18 protein-coding genes and 1 riboswitch are annotated in these 18,770 nt (G+C 58.3%); of the genes, 8 read left to right on the top strand and 10 right to left on the bottom strand.

The window, feature by feature from the left end; genetic code table 11:
- Positions 1-145 precede the first annotated feature (145 nt).
- Positions 146-964 (top strand): 23S rRNA (guanine(745)-N(1))-methyltransferase, encoded by an 819-nt coding sequence (rlmA, locus tag ACUTQY_RS01785; RefSeq protein WP_046687257.1) that lies wholly within the window; start codon positions 146-148, stop codon positions 962-964.
- Between the two features lie 62 nt (positions 965-1,026).
- Here the strand turns inward: rlmA and mntP are convergent, their stop codons facing one another.
- From mntP to manX, 5 genes are all read right to left on the bottom strand, one after another.
- Entirely contained in the window at positions 1,027-1,596 is a 570-nt protein-coding gene (gene mntP / locus ACUTQY_RS01780; RefSeq protein ID WP_025159822.1) for a manganese efflux pump MntP, read from the bottom strand.
- Positions 1,597-1,607: 11 nt separating this feature from the next.
- A riboswitch (yybP-ykoY riboswitch) is annotated at positions 1,608-1,790 on the bottom strand.
- A gap of 218 nt (positions 1,791-2,008) precedes the next feature.
- Complete coding sequence (locus ACUTQY_RS01775) at positions 2,009-2,467, bottom strand: DUF986 family protein (protein ID WP_046687256.1); 459 nt, start codon at positions 2,465-2,467, stop codon at positions 2,009-2,011.
- Between the two features lie 53 nt (positions 2,468-2,520).
- Positions 2,521-3,363, bottom strand: coding sequence for a PTS mannose transporter subunit IID (locus tag ACUTQY_RS01770; RefSeq protein WP_046687255.1), 843 nt, complete (start codon positions 3,361-3,363; stop codon positions 2,521-2,523).
- A 15-nt stretch (positions 3,364-3,378) separates the two neighbouring features.
- Positions 3,379-4,179 carry a PTS mannose/fructose/sorbose transporter subunit IIC gene (locus ACUTQY_RS01765; protein WP_033634888.1) on the bottom strand — a complete coding sequence of 267 codons (801 nt, stop codon included), beginning with the start codon at positions 4,177-4,179 and terminating at the stop codon, positions 3,379-3,381.
- Between the two features lie 56 nt (positions 4,180-4,235).
- Positions 4,236-5,195 carry a PTS mannose transporter subunit IIAB gene (manX, locus tag ACUTQY_RS01760; RefSeq protein WP_089194865.1) on the bottom strand — a complete coding sequence of 320 codons (960 nt, stop codon included), beginning with the start codon at positions 5,193-5,195 and terminating at the stop codon, positions 4,236-4,238.
- 562 nt (positions 5,196-5,757) lie between these two features.
- On the opposite strand from manX, the gene ACUTQY_RS01755 reads away from it, so the two are divergent.
- The gene (locus tag ACUTQY_RS01755) at positions 5,758-7,302 is read left to right on the top strand and encodes a TerC family protein (RefSeq protein WP_033643383.1); all 1,545 of its coding nucleotides are present in this window, start codon (positions 5,758-5,760) and stop codon (positions 7,300-7,302) included.
- A gap of 16 nt (positions 7,303-7,318) precedes the next feature.
- Here ACUTQY_RS01755 and ACUTQY_RS01750 read toward each other — a convergent pair whose 3' ends face one another.
- The 4 genes from ACUTQY_RS01750 to pabB all read right to left on the bottom strand — a co-directional run bounded on the left by ACUTQY_RS01750 (position 7,319) and on the right by pabB (position 12,932).
- Positions 7,319-8,905 carry an EAL domain-containing protein gene (locus tag ACUTQY_RS01750; RefSeq protein ID WP_033643382.1) on the bottom strand — a complete coding sequence of 529 codons (1,587 nt, stop codon included), beginning with the start codon at positions 8,903-8,905 and terminating at the stop codon, positions 7,319-7,321.
- Between the two features lie 267 nt (positions 8,906-9,172).
- Positions 9,173-10,537 (bottom strand): L-serine ammonia-lyase, encoded by a 1,365-nt coding sequence (sdaA, locus tag ACUTQY_RS01745; RefSeq protein ID WP_033650934.1) that lies wholly within the window; start codon positions 10,535-10,537, stop codon positions 9,173-9,175.
- Positions 10,538-10,983: 446 nt separating this feature from the next.
- On the bottom strand, positions 10,984-11,562 hold the full coding sequence (locus ACUTQY_RS01740) for a CoA pyrophosphatase (protein ID WP_342188172.1): 579 nt from the start codon (positions 11,560-11,562) through the stop codon (positions 10,984-10,986).
- Positions 11,559-12,932: an aminodeoxychorismate synthase component 1 gene (gene pabB, locus ACUTQY_RS01735; RefSeq protein WP_046688496.1), complete on the bottom strand. Its 1,374-nt coding sequence runs from the start codon at positions 12,930-12,932 to the stop codon at positions 11,559-11,561. The genes ACUTQY_RS01740 and pabB overlap by 4 nt, the downstream gene beginning before the upstream one ends.
- Before the next feature lie 525 nt (positions 12,933-13,457).
- Here pabB and ACUTQY_RS01730 point away from each other — a divergent pair.
- Positions 13,458-14,459 (top strand): glycosyltransferase, encoded by a 1,002-nt coding sequence (locus ACUTQY_RS01730; protein WP_046688495.1) that lies wholly within the window; start codon positions 13,458-13,460, stop codon positions 14,457-14,459.
- 70 nt (positions 14,460-14,529) lie between these two features.
- Positions 14,530-14,769 carry a YoaH family protein gene (locus ACUTQY_RS01725; RefSeq protein WP_033643378.1) on the top strand — a complete coding sequence of 80 codons (240 nt, stop codon included), beginning with the start codon at positions 14,530-14,532 and terminating at the stop codon, positions 14,767-14,769.
- Positions 14,770-14,803: 34 nt separating this feature from the next.
- On the opposite strand, the gene purT is transcribed toward ACUTQY_RS01725, so the two are convergent.
- Positions 14,804-15,982, bottom strand: coding sequence for a formate-dependent phosphoribosylglycinamide formyltransferase (gene purT / locus ACUTQY_RS01720; RefSeq protein ID WP_046687252.1), 1,179 nt, complete (start codon positions 15,980-15,982; stop codon positions 14,804-14,806).
- 246 nt (positions 15,983-16,228) lie between these two features.
- Here purT and cspE point away from each other — a divergent pair, with 246 nt between their 5' ends.
- From cspE to yqfB, 4 genes are all read left to right on the top strand, one after another.
- Positions 16,229-16,438: a transcription antiterminator/RNA stability regulator CspE gene (gene cspE, locus ACUTQY_RS01715; protein ID WP_004927572.1), complete on the top strand. Its 210-nt coding sequence runs from the start codon at positions 16,229-16,231 to the stop codon at positions 16,436-16,438.
- 147 nt (positions 16,439-16,585) lie between these two features.
- Entirely contained in the window at positions 16,586-17,968 is a 1,383-nt protein-coding gene (gene dbpA, locus ACUTQY_RS01710; RefSeq protein ID WP_033643376.1) for an ATP-dependent RNA helicase DbpA, read from the top strand.
- Positions 17,969-18,056: 88 nt separating this feature from the next.
- Positions 18,057-18,380: a YebG family protein gene (locus ACUTQY_RS01705; RefSeq protein WP_033643375.1), complete on the top strand. Its 324-nt coding sequence runs from the start codon at positions 18,057-18,059 to the stop codon at positions 18,378-18,380.
- Positions 18,381-18,419: 39 nt separating this feature from the next.
- The gene (yqfB, locus tag ACUTQY_RS01700) at positions 18,420-18,728 is read left to right on the top strand and encodes a N(4)-acetylcytidine aminohydrolase (protein WP_004927562.1); all 309 of its coding nucleotides are present in this window, start codon (positions 18,420-18,422) and stop codon (positions 18,726-18,728) included.
- Positions 18,729-18,770 lie beyond the last annotated feature (42 nt).

Here is an 18,770-nt window from a genome sequence, read left to right as displayed (position 1 = left end):
CGTGAGAAAACAGACTCTCAGTGTAGCCAGCTTTTTCCCCGCTTGGCCAGGTGTTGTTGGCGATGAAAGCGAGCGGGGATGCGCCTTGCATCAAACCGGCGCCTTCTTTAGACTAGCCGCGCCCTGTCTCTCTGGAAGCCCATTCATGTCTTATCAATGTCCCCTGTGTCATCAGCCGCTGCATTTTACATCTCAACAATGGCGTTGCGACGGCAATCATCAGTTCGATCAGGCCAAAGAGGGCTACGTCAATCTGCTGCCGGTACAGCACAAGCGATCGAAACAGCCGGGAGACAGCGCGGAAATGATGCAGGCGCGGCGCGCGTTTCTCGACGGTGGATATTATCAGCCGTTGCAAGCGCAGGTGGCCGAGTGGCTGGATGTGGCGCTGGCGGCCGATGCTGGCGCGTTATTGGACATAGGCTGTGGGGAAGGGTATTACACCGCCGCCGTGGCCTCACGGCTGGCCCAGGGGCGCAATATGGCGGTCTACGGGTTGGACGTCGCGAAGGTGGCGATCCGCTATGCCGCCAAACGTTATCCGGCGGTCTCGTTCTGCGTCGCCTCCAGCCACCGCTTGCCGTTCGCCGACGGGGCGCTGGATGCGGTCTTGCGCATCTACGCCCCTTGCAAGGCGCAGGAGCTGGCGCGGGTGGTGAAGCCGGGCGGCGTGGTAGTGACGGTTTCGCCGGGCCCGCGTCATCTGTACCAGCTGAAAGAGCGGGTGTACCAGCAGGTGCAGCTGCATGCCGAACAGGACGAACAGTTCGATGGGTTCGACTGCGAGCGCAAAGAGGCGCTGGCCTATACGATGACCTTGCCGGGCGCGCAGGCCGCCAACCTGCTGCAGATGACGCCGTTCGCCTGGCGCGCCACGCCGGAAGTGCAACAGCGGTTGGCCGAGGGCGGGGAGTTTGTGTGCGAGACGGATTTCGTCCTGGCGCTGTACCGACGTCGCGCTTAAAAGGCGCGGCGTCCAGAAACAAAAAAACCTGCCGCGGCAGGTTTTTTTGCAGTTCGGTCGCCTCAGGCCAGGTAGCCGAGGTGTTCCAGCAGGATGTTGACGCCGATACCTATCAGCACCACGCCGCCGAGGATCTCGGCGCGTTTGCCGAGCAGCGGGCCGATAAAGCGGCCGATCATCATGCCCAGCGTCGCCATGATCATGGTGGCGCAGCCGATGGCCATCGCGGTGTGCACGATATTCACCTGCAGGAAGGCCAGGCCGACGCCGATCGCCATGGCGTCGAGGCTGGTGGCGATGGCGGTGGCGACCAATAACCAGAAACCATGGCGTTTGACCTTCTCTTCTTCGTCGGGCCTGTTGCGCACCCCTTCGACGATCATGCGCATGCCGAGAATGAACAGCAGCGAGAAGGCGACCCAGTGGTCCCATTCCATGATGTATTGGCTGGCGAACAGGCCGATGGCCCAACCGATGAGCGGGGTGATCGCTTCCACCACGCCGAAGATCAGGCCGGTGCGGATCGCTTCGCGAAAACGGGGTTGATGCAGGCTGGCGCCTTTGCCGATTGAAGCGGCGAAAGCATCCATGGACATGCCGAAAGCGAGAATAAGCGTTGCTGAAAGGTTCATGTGAAATAGCCTCGGCCGGGTGGCTCCATATACACGTAACCCACCCCCAACCAAACGACGGAGTTACGTGTCTATGGTCTCGCCAACCTTACCTGGCTGCCCGCACCACGTTTCATACGGCGAAACGAGTATGTTGATACGGGCGTTTCTGGTTTTTATTCTCCAGAAACCGGCTACTCCCCAATGACGGCGCAACCATACCATATTATTTCAGCCATCGACAACCTTATTCTTTGGCAATATTGGTTCTTAATTGAGACTCGTTTTCATTAATCTGAGTTCATGCGGGAATATAATGTAGCCGGGGGTAACAATGTTGCGGAAATAATAGTCAGAAAGGAAATGGCGCTGCCGATTAATTGTCCACAAGCAGCGCGGGGTTTGAGCGATAACGGAATGGATTTATTTTTATTTATTGATTATCAACGAAAAAGTGATAAATCTTCTCCAGGTCGTCCAGGTGAGTTACCTGAACCAACAGCCGGCGCTGTTCCAGGTCGATGGCCAGAATGCCATCCTCCGATAAATTCATGGCTTTAATGCGGTTATATTCGACAAACACATTGGCGAAGAAAAAACCGTGCGCTTTAAACACCATTTTGGGCGAGCGAATATAAGCGATATAGATGGCGAGCAGCGCCAAAGAAATAAGCAGGTAAGTGGTTAATGCCGCGCCGTTGGTGGTGACGTTGCGGTAAATCAGAATGGCGATCAGGCCGACGAAAATCAGGCTGTCGAGCCGGTTGCGGCGTTTGAGCGGCACTTTGAGCCGCGTTTTGCCTTTCAGCAGATCCATGCCGAATTCGTCATACAGCGAATACAGCAACAGCAGGGTGATGAACAGCATCAGTACGGCGTCGGTCAGTGACATCTCTTGCTCCACACATAAAAAAGCCGGGGGTTGCCCCCGGCCGTTTCGAACGATTACAGGCCCAGCAGGCCAATCCAATAGCCAAAGATACCGATGACGAAGAAGCCGATGATGATCCACAGCGCGTTGACTTTCTTGCGCAGCAGCCACATGCAGGCGAAGGTCAGCAGCAACGGCACCAGGCCCGGCATCAGCTGGTCGAGGATAGTCTGCACCGTGGTGACGTTGGTATGCCCGGTCTGGTCGGTTATCTTGGACACCACCAGCGGGATATTCACGTGCGTCCACTTGTTGACCAGCGCCCCCATCACAAACAGGCCGAGAATGGACGCTCCTTCCGTCAGTTTTTGCAGGAAGCCGCCGCCCATGTCGTTGACGATATCCACCCCTTTACGGTAACCGTAGGCCACGCCGTAGTAGCGGGTCAGCAGGCGCACCAGGTTGAACAGCAAGAAGAACAGGATCGGTCCAAGCAGGCTGCCGCTCATGGCGATGCCGGCGCCGAGCGCGGCGAACACCGGCCGCACGGTGCCCCAGAAAATCGGGTCACCGACGCCTGCCAACGGCCCCATCAAACCGACCTTGATGCCGTTGATCGCGCCGTCGTCGATCGGCGCGCCGTTGGCGCGTTGCTCTTCCATCGCCATGGTCACGCCGAGCACCGGCGCCGCCACGTAAGGGTGCGTGTTGAAGAATTCGAGATGGCGTTTGATCGCCTGTTTGCGATCGTCATTGTTTTCCGGATACAGGCGACGGATCACCGGCACCATCGAGAAGCAAAAACCCAGCGCCTGCATGCGTTCGAAGTTCCATGACCCCTGGAACAGGTTAGAGCGCAGGAATACGCCGCGAATGTCGGCCGGCGTGAGTTTCTTATGAGCAGTTGTATCAACCATTTCTCTCACCTATTCCTAGTCGAGTTCGTTATCGAGATCGTTCGCGTTAGCCGGGCCGGCCTGGACAACCTGAGATTTGTTGTATTTCGGGCTGAGCTGGATATACAGCACGGCCATCACCACGCCGATGACGCCGAGCGCCACCAGGTTGAAGTTGGTGAAGGCGGCGGTAACGAAACCGAGATAGAAGAACGGCATCAGGTAGCCGGCGCGCATCATGTTAATCACCATTGCGTAACCGACCACGACGATCATGCCGCCGGCGATGTTCAGGCCGCTGGTGACCACTTCCGGGATCGAGTTGAGCAGGGCGTGTACCCCGGCGGTGCCGACCGAGATGGCGACGATGACCGCAGGGATGGCGATACGCATCGCCTGCAGCAGCAGGGCACCGATATGGATCCAGGTGATGGCGCGCAGGCTGCCGCGCTCCGCAGCGCTGTCCGCCGCGTGCTGGAAGGCCACGGTGAGGGTGCGCACGATGATGGTCAGCACCTGGCCGGCCGCCGCCAGCGGAATGGCCAGCGCGATACCGGCGCCGACGCTCTGCCCACCGGCGATGACCAGAATGGTCGAGATGATGGACGCCAGGGCGGCATCCGGCGCGACCGCCGCACCGATGTTCATCCAGCCGAGGGCGATCATTTCCAGCGTACCGCCGATGATGATGCCGGTTTTCATGTCGCCGAGGATGAAGCCGATCAGGGTACAGGCGACCAGCGGGCGGTGGAACTGGAACTCGTCGAGGACGGAACCCATCCCGGCGATACAGGCAACGATAAATATCAGCACAATCTGAAGAGTGGTGATCTCCATTGCACTTCTCCTATGACCAAAAAAGCTCTGAGTAAAATAATCAGCGGCTGGCGCCACTAATTGAGTTTGTTAATCAGGTCCATCATTTTTAGCCGGCTGTCGGACGAGACCTTACGCACCTCCAGCTCGATACCGCGGTCGTTCAGCTTCTTAAACGCTTCGATATCTTTTTCATCGACGGAAACGGCGTTGTTCACCTGGGTTTTCCCCTGACGGAACGCCATGCCGCCGATATTGACGGATTTAATCTCGACGCCGCCTTCCACCAGACGCCAAACGTCGGTCGGGTTGGTGAATAACAGCATCACGCGATCGTTGGCGTATTTCGGGTTGTTCCAGACGCGGATGGCCTTCGCCACGTCCACCACGTGAGCGGTGACGCCCGGCGGGGCAACCTGGGTCAACAAGGTCTTGCGCACATGGTCGGCGGCGACCTCATCGCTGACGACGATGATGCGGCTGACGTTGGTCTCTTTGGTCCAGCGGGTGGCGACCTGGCCGTGGATTAAGCGATCGTCGATACGCGCCAGGCCGATTTTCATGTGATCGTTCGGCCCCAACGGCGCCTGAGGAGCAGCGGCTTTCGGGGCGGGTGCTGCGGGTTTTGCGGGTTCTTCTTGCGGTTTTTTCAGCGCTTTCACGCCTTCACGGCCGGTTTCCAACGCCAGCGCCACCAGTTCATCGAAAGCGGGGTTATCGTCCCGCGCCATGAAGGTTTCCACCAGCATCGGGATGTTGACCCCGGTGACGACCTCATAGTTGTCTTTATCGACCGCAATGCGGCTGGCGGCGTTGAACGGGCTGCCGCCCCAGGTATCCACCAGGAACAGCACGCCGCCGCTGGTATCCAATCCACTGATTTTTTCGTTGTACTTGACGATTAACGTTTCGGCATTCTCACCGGGAACGAAGTCTATAAAGGCGACGTTGTCCTGCTCGCCCAATAGCATCTCCGCCGTTTTCAGCAGTTGTTCCGCTGCAGCCCCGTGTGTGCCGATGATAATAGCTATTGCCACTCGCTACCTCCTCGTTGAACTCCAGGCACGGTGTATATCGTTCTTCCGTGCCGTCTTGGCAGTCACTTCCGCGGTTCAGATACATTATGGTAGAAAAAAAGAAACGCACGCCTAACATTTCTCACGCAGTTTCAAATGCCTGTGCGCGATACTTCACGAACGCGTCATTTATTTTAGTGAGTGAAAAAATATTTTTTGTGACGCTGCTCCGCTATTGAATGCTCGGATAAATCTTAACGGTCGTGGGCGAGATGACAGGGCGCAACCTTAAACCGCCGTTGAAAAAGCCGCTTTGTCCGCCAGAAAAATCCTGATACAGTAATTTCCTCTTTCATCACTAAGGAGTGAAGGGCCTCAGCCCTCCCTATGGACTGTCACCGAAGTTACTGTTTTTCCAGGTTTCACCCGCCACCTGCTGGCGTTACATATGCTGTTCGGCCGCTCGGCCACCACCCGGTAATCCCATCCCGTCACCTTGCTATTGTCGACTGCGCCCATGCAGCGGCGGCATCGTCACGTCTGAGCCTCCTGCGCTCGTTCCCACTTTTCTCTGGAGTCTGATATGGAATTTTTAATGGACCCCTCTATTTGGGCGGGGTTGCTTACGCTGGTGGTGCTGGAAATCGTGCTGGGCATCGACAACCTGGTGTTCATTGCCATTTTGGCCGACAAGCTGCCGCCGAAGCAGCGTGATAAAGCGCGCATCATCGGCCTGTCGCTGGCACTGCTGATGCGTTTGGGCCTGTTGTCGGTGATCTCCTGGATGGTGACGCTGACCACGCCGCTGTTCAGCGTCGGCGATTTCAGCTTCTCGGGCCGCGATCTTATCCTGCTGTTCGGCGGGGTGTTCCTGTTGTTCAAAGCCACCATGGAGCTGCATGAACGGCTGGAAGGGCAGACGCACCAGGACGGCGCCAACCGCGGTTACGCCAAGTTCTGGGCGGTGGTGGTGCAGATCGTCATCCTCGACGCGGTGTTCTCGCTCGATGCGGTGATTACCGCAGTGGGCATGGTGAACGATCTGCCGGTGATGATGGCGGCGGTGGTGATCGCGATGGCGGTGATGCTGTTGGCGTCCAAACCGTTGACTAACTTCGTTAACGCGCACCCGACCATTGTGGTGCTGTGCCTGAGCTTCCTGTTGATGATCGGCCTGAGCCTGATCGCCGAAGGCTTCGGCTTGCATATTCCTAAAGGTTATCTGTACGCCGCGATCGGCTTCTCGATCCTGATTGAATTGTTCAACCAGATCGCGCGTCGCAACTTCATCAAGCATCAGGCGCGTCGCCCGATGCGCGAGCGCACCGCGGAAGCGATCATGCGCCTGATGGGGCAGCAGCGCGCGCAGCAGACGGACGATGCGGTCGCCTTGCCGCGGGATGAAACCTTTGCGGAGGAAGAGCGTTATATGATCAGCGGCGTGCTGACGCTGGCCTCGCGCTCATTGCGCAGCGTGATGACGCCGCGCACCGAGATTTCCTGGGTCGATTGCGAGCGCTCTCGTGAAGAGGTGCGCGAACAGCTGCTGGACACGCCGCACAGTCTGTTCCCGGTGTGCCGCGATTCGGTGGATGAGATTGTCGGCGTGGTGCGCGCCAAGGATCTGCTGGTGGCGCTGGAGCAGGGTGAAGATATCGCCGAGTTCGCCGCCCGCACGCCGCCGATCGTGGTGCCGGAAACCATGGACGTCATCAAGCTGTTGGCGGTGCTGCGTCGCGCCAAAGGGCGTCTGGTGGTGGTCACCAACGAGTTCGGCGTCGTGCAAGGGCTGGTGACGCCGCTGGACGTGCTGGAAGCGATTGCCGGTGAATTCCCGGACGAAGATGAAACCCCGGACATTGTGGCGGAAGGCGACGGCTGGCTGGTGAAGGGCGGGACCGACCTGCACTCGCTGGAACAGGCGCTGGCCTGCGATGACCTGGTGAGCCCAACCGCGGACTACGCCACCCTGGCGGGGCTGCTGTTGGCCCACTACGGCCAGATGCCGGTGGTGGGGGATACTATCGAGCTGAACCACCTGCGTTTCGATATCGTCGACGTCTCCGAATACCGCATCGAACTGGTGCGTGTCACCCGCGTCGTCTTTGACGAGCCGACGCAGTCGTAACCCGTTCGCCGGAGGCTCAGGCCTCCGGCGGATCCTCTTGCGCATGTCTGACGCGCGATTCGTACTGCTGCAACCACAGCGGGAAAACGTGGATCGGCATCGGTTTGGCGAAATAATACCCCTGCAGGGCATTGACCTCGCGTGAGCGCAGATAGTCAGCCTGTTCCGCCGTTTCTACCCCTTCAGCCACCAACTTCAGCTTCAGCCGCTGCGCCAGCGTAATGATGGTGTCGGTCACCGTGGCGTTTACCGCGTCGGTGCCGATGGCCGCGGTAAACCCGCGGTCGATCTTCAACACGTCCGGGCTGAGGTTTTTCAGGTAGCTCAGCGAACTGTGGCCGGTGCCGAAATCGTCGATGGCCAGCATGATACCCATGTCTTTCAGCGTCCGGATCTGGTCATGCTGGATGGCCGACAGCGCGGTGCGCTCGGTCAGCTCCAGCATCAGTGACGGCATTGGGTGCGCCGGCAGCCAAATCTGGCGGATATCGTCGATGATGTTGAGCGTTTTAAAATGTTCGGCCGCGACGTTGATGCTGATGTAGAACGACGGCCGCGGCGGGAATAGCTGCAGATTTTCCGTCACGGTGTTCATCAGATAACGGGTCAGCGGAATGATCAGCTCATGCTGCTCGGCCAGCGGGATAAACACGTCGGGCGAGATCCACCCCTGCCGTTTCTTTTTCCAACGCAGCAGCATCTCGACGCCGGCGCAGCGGCCGGTATCGCTGTGAATGATCGGTTGGCAGTAAACGCGGAACTCCCGGTGGGTAATGGCATGACCGATGTGATAAGACAGGCTCATACGGTTAGCGGTGAGCAGGTAGACCACGTAGGCCGCCAGCAGGCTGATCAACAGCGCCAGAGGAATATGGCGCGGCAGTGCGGAAAACGCCAGCATGCCGACCTGCGGGCCGAACAGCGAAATCGAGAACGGGTACCGCTCGGAACCGGCGGTGTAACGCAGATCGTTGGTCAGGGTGTCGCGGCGCAGGATTTCACGGCGTCCGTATTCCAGGCTGCTGTCGGCTACGTTCAGCACCATTCGCTGAACATAAGGCTCCTGCGGTTCGAGTAAAAAGTTCGATAACAGCTCGATATTGAAGACGTGCAGAACGCCGCTGGTTCTATCGCCGGGGGAGGGTGTCCACATCACCAACGTGGGCAGTCCTTTGCTCACCGCCAACGAAGGGCGCAGCGCCAGCTTGACGTTGCTGTTGACGAAAATCGGCAGCACGGCGGCCAACTGATAATGACGGGCGCCAAACAGGCTGGAGCAGTAGATGACGCCATTTTTTACCAGCAGCATGGCGCGCAGCGCCTGATTTTGCGCAGCGCGAAAGCGCAGGGTCGATGAGACGTTCTCGCAGGGTTGTTCCAGCATGTCCATACTGCGTTCCGCCTGCAGCTGCGCGGGGGACAGCAGCTGGTCAATCTTGCCGACGGTGCGGGTGGCCAACGTTTGCTGGCTCTGCTCGATGCTTTTGACCTCTTGATAGTAACGGGTATACAGCGATACCAACAGAATAGCCGCGCCCACCGCTCCGGCCAGCAGCCAACGGTAGTAACGATATTGGGACGCGGCGAGGTGGGTCATCAACATCCGGTAAATCCTTGTTCGGTAATCCAGCTCCGAGTCACGGTCAGGCCATAGATCCTTAAGTTGCGCTCGGCTAATTCTAGCCTGAGGTTATACAAGATTGATGGTAACTCAGTAAATTATTTCGATTTGGCAAAACAGAAGGTCAATTTGCAGGCTAACCGCCGGATCGATGAGAAAAATGCAGGATTTTTTCTGGTGACATTGTCACAAAAACGCTCAATGAATTGATTACCCATAAAAAACCCCGCCGGGTGGCGGGGTTGTCGGTCAGTCGCATTGCACCTTGATAGCCAGGCCGCCGCGTGATGTTTCTCGATACTTGGCGTTCATGTCTTTGCCGGTTTCATACATGGTCTCGATCACCTTATCCAGCGAAACGCGCGGTTCGCTGGTGCGGCGCAGGGCCATGCGGGCGGCATTGATCGCCTTGACCGAGGCGATGGCGTTGCGCTCAATGCACGGCACCTGCACCTGGCCGGCGACCGGATCGCAGGTCAGACCCAGGTTGTGTTCCATGCCGATTTCCGCCGCCACGCATACCTGCTCAGGGCTGCCGCCCAGCAGTTCGGCCAGGCCGGCCGCCGCCATGGAGCAGGCAACGCCGACTTCACCCTGACAGCCGACTTCGGCGCCGGAAATGGAGGCGTTCATCTTGTACAGCGCGCCGATGGCGCCCGCCGCCATAAAGTAGCGGATATAGATGTCCGGGCTGACGGACTCGATGAAGTGATCGTAGTAAGCCAGCACGGCAGGCACGATGCCGCAGGCGCCGTTGGTCGGCGCGGTGACGACGCGGCCGCCGGCGGCGTTTTCTTCGTTAACCGCCAGCGCGAACATGTTGACCCAGTCGATCACGTTCATCGGATCGTTGGACAGTTTGTCCGACGCCACCAGCATACGGCGCAGCGCGGAGGCACGGCGCGGCACGCGCAGCGGGCCCGGCAGCACGCCTTCGGTGTTCAGACCGCGATCGATGCAGGCGCGCATGGTTTGCCAGACGTTACCGAAGTAGGTGTCGATCTCTTGCTTGCTGTGCAGCGCCAGTTCGTTCTGCATCACCATGCCGGACAGCGACAGCCCGGTATCGCGACAGTGGTCGAGCATTTCGCGCGCGGAATTGAACGGATAAGGCATTTGCAGTTCTTGCTCGGCGGCCTTGCCGAAGTTCTCTTCATCGACGATGAAGCCGCCGCCGATAGAATAATAGGTCTTGCTGTACACTTCTTTATCGCCGGCGAAGGCGTGGACCTGCATACCGTTTTCGTGCAGCGGCAGGTTGTCGCTGCGGAAGACCATGCCGCCGTCGCGCGGGAAATCGACTTCATGCAGGCCGTTGGCCAGCATCAGGCGTTGACGTTGTTCTACATCGCGAATAAAACCCGGAATGCTATCGATATCGACGGTGTCCGGCATGTTGCCGGCCAGGCCGAGAATGATAGCGATGTCGGTATGGTGACCTTTGCCGGTCAATGAGAGTGAGCCGTAAACGTCTACGGCAACACGCGTGATAGAAGGCATCAGGCCTTTATTTACCAGATCGTCGACAAACTGTTTGCCGGCTTTCATCGGTCCAACCGTATGAGAGCTGGACGGGCCGATGCCGATCTTAAACATGTCGAAAACGCTAATCACGCTAAAACTCCTTAAAGAGACGTATTGTTATGGCTGCGGCGGTTAAAAACCGCGCAGGGAACAGCGATATTGTAAAAGGGCCGTGCGGGTTCGGCTGCCTTTTTCGCATGAAATTAAATAATCCGTGGTGTCGCTTTTTTTACTGATTACCCGGGGCGAACCCTTGTGCGGGGCATCCGCTTTCGCCCAAGCTCCATTAACGGTAATCGCGCCAGCTTTCCTTGCTGAACGCCGCCGGCTTAATCCCTGTTTCTACAGTGGTTTATCTCGGACGGTGGTATTTTACAGGTATTTCGTAAGGTTTAAGAGAGGGTTTACAGTTTTTTTAAAACCATTCAACCGGAACGGTAGTTGAAAAAGCGATCAAATGAAGTGATTTCGATCGCTTTACCCGCAGCGGAGGCCGGCAACCGTGCCAGATTGCGAGTCAGATCACGCAATGCCGTCTAAATACTGACTTGTTGCGCCAGGCGGCGAATGATGGCGGCGGTCAGCCCCCAGATAAACTGGCTGTGGTACCAGGAAAGGTAAATCCGGTGCGTATGGCCGGCGCGATGAATGTCCAGCGGGTAGTAACGCGACAGGGTCAGCGCCTCCCGCAAAGGCATTTCAAACACGTCAGCCACTTCGCCTTCGTTGGCGCGGAACTGCACGTCCGGCGAGACCAGGCCGACGATAGGCGTGACCTGAAATCCGGTGCTGCTGTCGAGCGGCGCCATTTGGCCGAGTATGGTAACCGCCTGCGGCGGTATCGCCACTTCTTCCTGCGCTTCTCGCAGCGCCGTCACGATCGCCGACCCGTCTTCAGCGTCGGTTTTACCGCCGGGGAAGGCCACCTGGCCGGCATGTTTGCGCAGCGAGTCGGCGCGGCGGGTCAACAGCAGCGTCGGCTCGGCGCGACAGACGATCGGGATCAGCACTGCGGCCGGGCGCAGATTGTGCGAGATCTGCGCCGCCTGCGGCAGCTGCAGTTGGAAACGGCTGATAAAGGCGTGCAGTGAAGCCGGTGCATTTGGTGGGATCACGACTGGGCGCACTCCCCGAGCTGCGGCAGAATGCGGCCAACCTTGTCGAAGGTCTCCTGATATTCCGCCTGTTCCTGGCTGTCCGCCACGATGCCGCCGCCGGCGGAGCAATGGATGCGGCCGTTTTCGGTGACGAGCGTGCGAATAGTGATGTTGGTGTCCATGGTGCCGCAGGCGCTCAGGTAACCGATGCTGCCGCAATAGGCGTTGCGACGCTGCGGCTCCAGTTCTTCGATGATTTCCATCGCCCGCACCTTGGGCGCGCCGGTGATCGAGCCGCCGGGAAAGCAGGCGCGCAGCAGTTCGGTCGCCGAGGCGGTGTCCGGCAGGGTTGCGGTGATGGTGCTCACCAGGTGGTGCACCGCCGGGAACGGCTCCACGATGAACAGTTCCGGCACGCGCACGCTGCCGGGCTGGGCGACGCGGCCGATATCGTTGCGCAGCAGATCGACAATCATCAGATTTTCAGCGCGATCTTTGGGCGAACCGGCCAAACGACGAGCCTGTGCGGCGTCTTGTTCCGCGTCCGCCAGCCGCGGCAGCGTGCCCTTGATCGGGCGGGTTTGGATGCGCTGCTGCTCCAGCCACAGGAAGCGCTCGGGAGAAACGCTCAACACGCTGTTGTGAGGCAGACGCAAGAACGCGGAGAACGGCGCGCGGTTGCTGGCGCTCAATTGGCAAAACGCCTGCCATTCATCTCCCTGATAGTCTGCGGAGAATCGCTGCGCCAGATTGATTTGGTAACAGTCGCCGCTGCGCAGGTAGTGCTGAATGCGTTGGAACTTCTCGCCGTACTGCTGCCGGCTCATATTGGCGCGCCAATCGCTCAGCAGTGTGAAAGGGCGTGCCGCAGGCGCGGTTTGGCTATTGAGCCAGCGCCAGCGCTGTTCCACGTCGCCATAGCTGAGCAGCGTCAGCGTTTGCAGCCGGTGGTCGGCGATCAGCGCCCAGTCATAAATGCCCACCGCCATGTCCGGTAAGGCGAGGTCGGCTTCGGCCAACTGCGGCAAGCTTTCCACCCGCCGCCCAAGATCGTAGCCGAACAGCCCCAGGGCGCCGCCCTGAAACGGCAGATCCGGATTAAAGGCCGGTTGCCAACCTTGCGCCACCATCTGCTGTTGCAACAACTCAAACGGATCTTGTTGCGACCGTATTGTTACGTCGTCACTTATGATTTCCGTGGTGGCGCCGTGAGTCGTGAGAGTAATGCGCGGCTGCGCGACCAGAATATCGAAGCGGTTGTGCGAATGGTCGGCAAAGCCCGAGTGCAGCAGCATCGCCCAAGGCTGCGATGAAAGCGGGGCAAAAAGCGTCATCAGGGCGCTGCGATGGTAGGGCAAAGACTTTATGTTTGGGGCGGTTACGCTCATGAACGTCAATAAACCTGGCTGTGAAGACGGCAATATCTGGCGGCTAGTGTGCCATAGACGGCCATGGCATGCATGTTTTGCCATGCGAGACATGCAGCACACCTCATATAAACGGCAGTTCAATAAACCTGAAATAAGGCATTTTTTGCGCCATTGTTTATACTTCGATATGTTAAAAATTTAACGTCAAAATAACTGGAAGCATTTTTCACCGAGGGCGCAAGACCCGAGAAATATAAAGACAACTCGTTAATTTCACACTTTTATTGTTGCTCGTTGTTATTAAGCGGGCGATGCGAAACGGTTTTGCCTGTGTTTTTTAAGGTGGCCGTCTTGTGAAAGTTATTCCTTGTTGTGGAACGCTTTTCTTGTAGAAAGCATGAAAAGACAAACAAGATGAATCTTATTTAGTTCGCGGCGGAAATGTGAATGTTTGCGTCATATTTTGCTCGGGCGCTGAAGCGATTTCTATTTTTCAAAAAAATAAAATTATCATTTTGTTACATTATTATTGAAGAGCTGCCTATGTCGTTAATGCTGAGCGTCATCGTCCCGATGCACAATGCGGGAGAACTGTTAGAACCTTTCCTGGCTTCGTTGCTTGCTCAACGAGAACAGCGGTTGGAGGTGATCATCGTTAACGATGGTTCCACCGACGGTTCGGGGGAGGTCGCCCACCGCTATGCGGCGGCGCATCCGCATATTCGGGTTATCGATCAGGCGAACGCCGGCGTTTCGAGTGCGCGTAATGCCGGGCTCGCCGTTGCCCGAGGAAAATACGTGGCGTTTCCCGACGCTGACGATCTGTTGGCGCCGGAAATGTATTCCACGCTGCTCGAGCAGGCCGAACAGCACCAATTAGACGTGATGCAATGCAATGGCGAACGCTATTTTGCCAGCGAGGACGAATTGCAGCCGATTTTTCCTCAGGAGCGTTTACGTACCACTGATGTTATCACTGGCGTTCAATGGTTCGAACGCGCGTTGAAATCGCGAAAGTTTATTCACGTTGTGTGGTTGGCGATATATCGTCTCGATTTTATCCGCCAGCATCGGCTCTATTTTGAACCGGGCTTACATCACCAGGATATTCCCTGGACGACGGAGGTCATGTTTAATGCCAAGCGGGTCAAATATTTAAGCACGCCGCTGTACCGCCAACGGGTGCACGACAAGTCGATCAGCAATCGCCGTCGCACCGGCAAGGCTAACGTGGATTATCAGCGCCACTATATGAAAATCGTCGAAATGCTGGAGCGGCTCAACCTGCGTTATGCGAGCACCATCGCCATTCGGCCGGCGTTTCATTGGCAGATCACCCGTGAAGCGCTGGGGATTTGCCACAGCATTCGCCGTGAGCCGGATCCGGCCGCTCAGAATCAGATTACCGAAGAGTTTTACCAACGTGGCATCGACAGAGCGATGCTCGCCAATGCGCGCGGCGTGAAGCAGGGGTGGCATGTCATGCTGTGGCGGCACCGTTTAAAGCAGTGGCGCAACGATAACGGCTGTTCACAGCCGGCCTGAGGCATAAGACGTTGGGATCCGCCGCGTTAGCGCGTATACTCCTTCTCCCTTTTGCCGGAGAGAACGACACATGCATGCAGGTATGCCATTACTGAGCCACGCGGAGCAGCAGGAAGCGGCGGATCGCATCCATCAGCTGATGGAACAGGGCATGAGCAGCGGTGAGGCCATTGCTCGCGTTGCGCAGGAAATTCGTGAGAAGCATCAGGGCGCGCATGTCGCGGTGCTGTTCGATGACGAAGACGAACAGCAGGATGCCGCGCCGGAGGCGTCGCGGGATGACGATGCTGAAGAAGACGAAGACTATTGATGTTATCGGGGCCGCGCAAGCGGCCCCGTCAGTTTTAGCGGTTGACCGCTACGGCGGCGGCGGCCTGTTTCGCCAGCTCCACCGCGAGTTCCGTGGTGTCCGCCGTCGCCAGCGCTACACCCAGGCGGCGCTGGCCGGCGATTTCCGGCTTGCCGAACAGACGCAGCTGGTTGTGCCCGCGCAGCGCGTTTTCCAATCCGCTGAAGCGCACATCGGTGCTGGTGAGCTGTGGCAGGATCACCGCCGAAGCGGAAGGGCCGAACTGGCGGATAGCGCCGATCGGCAAACCGAGAAACGCGCGCACGTGCAGGGCGAACTCAGACAGATCCTGTGAAATCAACGTGACCATGCCGGTATCGTGTGGGCGTGGCGACACTTCGCTGAAGATCACGTCGTCGCCACAGACGAACAGCTCCACGCCGAACAGCCCGAAGCCCCCCAGGGCCTTCACCACTTTCTCGGCGATAGCCTGGGCCCGGCTCAGCGCCGTAGCCGACATGCGTTGCGGCTGCCAGGACTCGCGGTAATCCCCATCCTCCTGACGGTGCCCGATCGGCTCACAGAAATGCACGCCATCCACGGCGTTGATGGTCAGCAGCGTAATTTCAAAATCAAATCTTACCAGCCCTTCGACGATCACCCGGCCACCGCCGGCACGGCCGCCCTGTTGGGCGTAATCCCAGGCGCTTTGCAGCTGTTCGGGCGTGCGGATCAGGCTCTGGCCTTTGCCGGAAGAGCTCATCACCGGTTTGACGATGCACGGGTAGCCGATATGCTCAACCGCCTGGCGGAAAGCGATTTCACTGTCGGCAAAGCGGTAGCTGGAGGTGGGAAGACCGAGATCTTCCGCCGCCAGACGGCGGATGCCTTCACGGTTCATGGTCAGGCGTGTGGCTTCGGCGCAGGGCACTACGCGGTGGCCCTGGCGTTCAAGCTCGACCAGCATGGCGGTGGCGATCGCTTCGATTTCGGGAACGATATAGTCCGGCCGCTCGTGTTCGATGACGGCTTTCAACGCGTCACCGTCCAGCATATTGATGACGTGGCTGCGGTGCGCCACATGCATGGCCGGCGCATCGGCGTAGCGATCGACGGCGATCACCTCCAGACCGAGGCGCTGGCATTCAATGGCGACTTCTTTACCCAGCTCGCCGGAGCCGAGCAACATGACGCGGGTGGCGGAAGGGCGCAGGGCGGTTCCAATCGTTAACATAGTTTCGTACCTGGATCGGTGAAAGTAAGCGGATTGATGATCGGCGGGCAGTATATACGAAAACGATTGCGCGCGCAGCCGCCGCGCCGGTTTTGTTGCCAACTGGCTGTTTTTATAACAAACAGAAATATTTGCCCTGTATGAGCGATTGTGCGTTAATAACCGACGGCGAAAGAAGGCCTACTTATTTAAAGGTTTTCGCGTCTCGTGCCGTCAAGGCAGGTTTATCAAGTAAAGGAAACACAAATGAGCAAGATCACTGGTCACGTTAAATGGTTCAACGAAAGCAAAGGTTTCGGCTTTATTACCCCTGCCGACGGCTCTAAAGACGTTTTCGTTCATTTCTCCGCTATCGTCAGCGATGGTTTCAAGACCCTGGCTGAAGGCCAGCAGGTTGAGTTCTCCATCCAGGACAGCCAACGTGGCCCAGCCGCAGCCAACGTCGTTGCGATTTAACGACTGCGTTGCCAAGAAACCCGCCGCCGGCGGGTTTTTTTATGCCCGCACCCCGTAACGCCGCCCATCTCTGTTATCATTTACCGCTGATTCGGCGCTTACCTGCGGGCGCGCCGCCATTCCATTCGTCACATAAGAGTTATCGCCGTGAGCACAGTTTCTTTTTCTTCCCTGCCGCTGCCAGCCGAACAGTTGGCCAACCTCAACGAACTGGGGTACGCCGAAATGACGCCGGTACAGGCCGCCGCATTGCCCGCCATCCTGCAAGGGCGGGACGTGCGCGCCAAGGCGAAAACCGGCAGCGGTAAAACGGCGGCCTTCGGCATTGGTCTGCTGAACAGTATCGTCGTCGGTCAGGTCGCCACGCAGGCGCTGGTGCTCTGTCCCACCCGCGAGCTGGCCGATCAGGTGAGCAAAGAGCTGCGTCGCCTGGCGCGTTTTACGCAAAACATCAAGATCCTGACGCTGTGCGGCGGCCAGCCGATGGGGCCGCAGCTCGATTCGCTGGTGCATGCGCCGCACATCGTGGTGGGGACGCCGGGCCGTATCCAGGAACACCTGCGCAAGAAAACGCTGCAGCTGGACGAGCTGAAGGTGCTGGTGCTGGATGAGGCCGATCGCATGCTGGACATGGGGTTCGCCGACGACATCGACGATGTGATCAGCTATACGCCGCCGCAACGTCAGACGCTGCTGTTTTCCGCCACGTACCCGGCAGGCATCGAGCGCATCAGCGCGCGCGTTCAACGCCAGCCGCTGAGCGTCGAGGTGGACGATGGCGAAGCGCAGACCTCCATCGAACAACGCTTTTATGAGACCACGCGCGATCAGCGCCCAGCGCTGCTGGTGTCGGCCATTCGCTATCATCAACCCGCGTCCTGCGTGGTGTTCTGCAATACCAAGCGCGACTGTCAGACGGTGCTTGAGGCCCTGGAGGCCCGCGGCATCAGTGCGCTGGCGCTGCATGGCGATCTGGAACAGCGCGACCGCGACCAAGTGTTGGTGCGTTTCGCCAACCGCAGTTGCCGGGTATTGGTGGCGACCGACGTCGCCGCACGCGGGCTGGATATTAAAGAGCTGGAGCTGGTGGTCAACTACGAGCTGGCGTTCGATCCCGAAGTGCATGTGCACCGTATTGGCCGTACCGGCCGCGCCGGCATGAGCGGGTTGGCGATCAGCCTGTGCACGCCGCAGGAAATGGCGCGTGCGCACGCGATTGAAGACTATCTGCAGATGAGCGTCGACTGGTCGCCGGTGTCCGAGCTGAGCGGGGCGGCCAACGGCTCGCTGGAGGCGGAAATGGTGACGCTGTGCATCGACGGCGGCCGCAAGGCGAAGATCCGTCCCGGCGATATTCTCGGGGCGCTGACCGGTGATGCCGGGCTGACGGCGGCGGAAGTGGGCAAGATCGATATGTTCCCGGTGCATGCCTATGTCGCGATCCGCAAAGCCAGCGCGCGCAAGGCGCTGCAACAGTTGCAGCAGGGCAAAATCAAAGGCAAAAGCTGCAAGGTGCGGCTGCTGAAATAAGCCAAGGGCGGGCGGCGGTTTGCCTTCCCGCCACGATCTATTTATACTGTATATAATAACAGTAATTTGAGTATTTGAGGACGCACGCATGGCGGTTGAAGTTAAATATGTGGTGGTGAGAAACGGTGAGGAAAAAATGACTTTCGCGAGCAAGAAAGAAGCCGACGCCTACGACAAAATGCTGGATCTGGCGGACAACCTTGGGGAGTGGCTGCAGCAGGCGCCGCTGAACCTGGATGACGAACAGCGCGAAGGGCTGAGCTTCTTCCTGGCGGAAAACAAGGATGCGCTGGGCCTGATTCTGCGCGGCGCATCGCCGGCGGAAACCCTCAAGAAACCGGCGGAAAGCAAAGCGAAAAAAGCGGCCTCCACCCCAAAAGAGGGATCTGCATCAGAAAAGCAGGCGGCATAATGACTTATGTTGCGGTGTTGTGATGAAAAAGGATCTAAAATGAGCCGTGAAATAACTTTCTTCAGCCGCTTTGAGCAAGACATTCTGGCCGGGCGTAAAACCATCACCATTCGGGATGCCAGTGAATCGCATTTTGAACCGGGCGAGGTATTGCGCGTCAGCCGCAATGAGGACGGCGTATTTTTCTGCTTTATCGAAGTGCTGTCGGTAACGCCGGTGCGCCTGGATGCGCTGACCGAACGCCACGCACAGCAGGAGAACATGTCGCTCGGCGAACTGAAGCAGGTGATCAAGGAAATCTATCCGGGCCTGGATGCGCTGTTTGTCATTGAGTTCGTCAAACGGTAACCCTTTGCCGAAGCCCTGTTGTGAGCCAGGGATGGGCGCCCG

It is taken from the genome of Serratia sp. TSA_130.1 (assembly GCF_052691795.1).
This window is presented reverse-complemented; position numbering and strand designations above follow the sequence as displayed.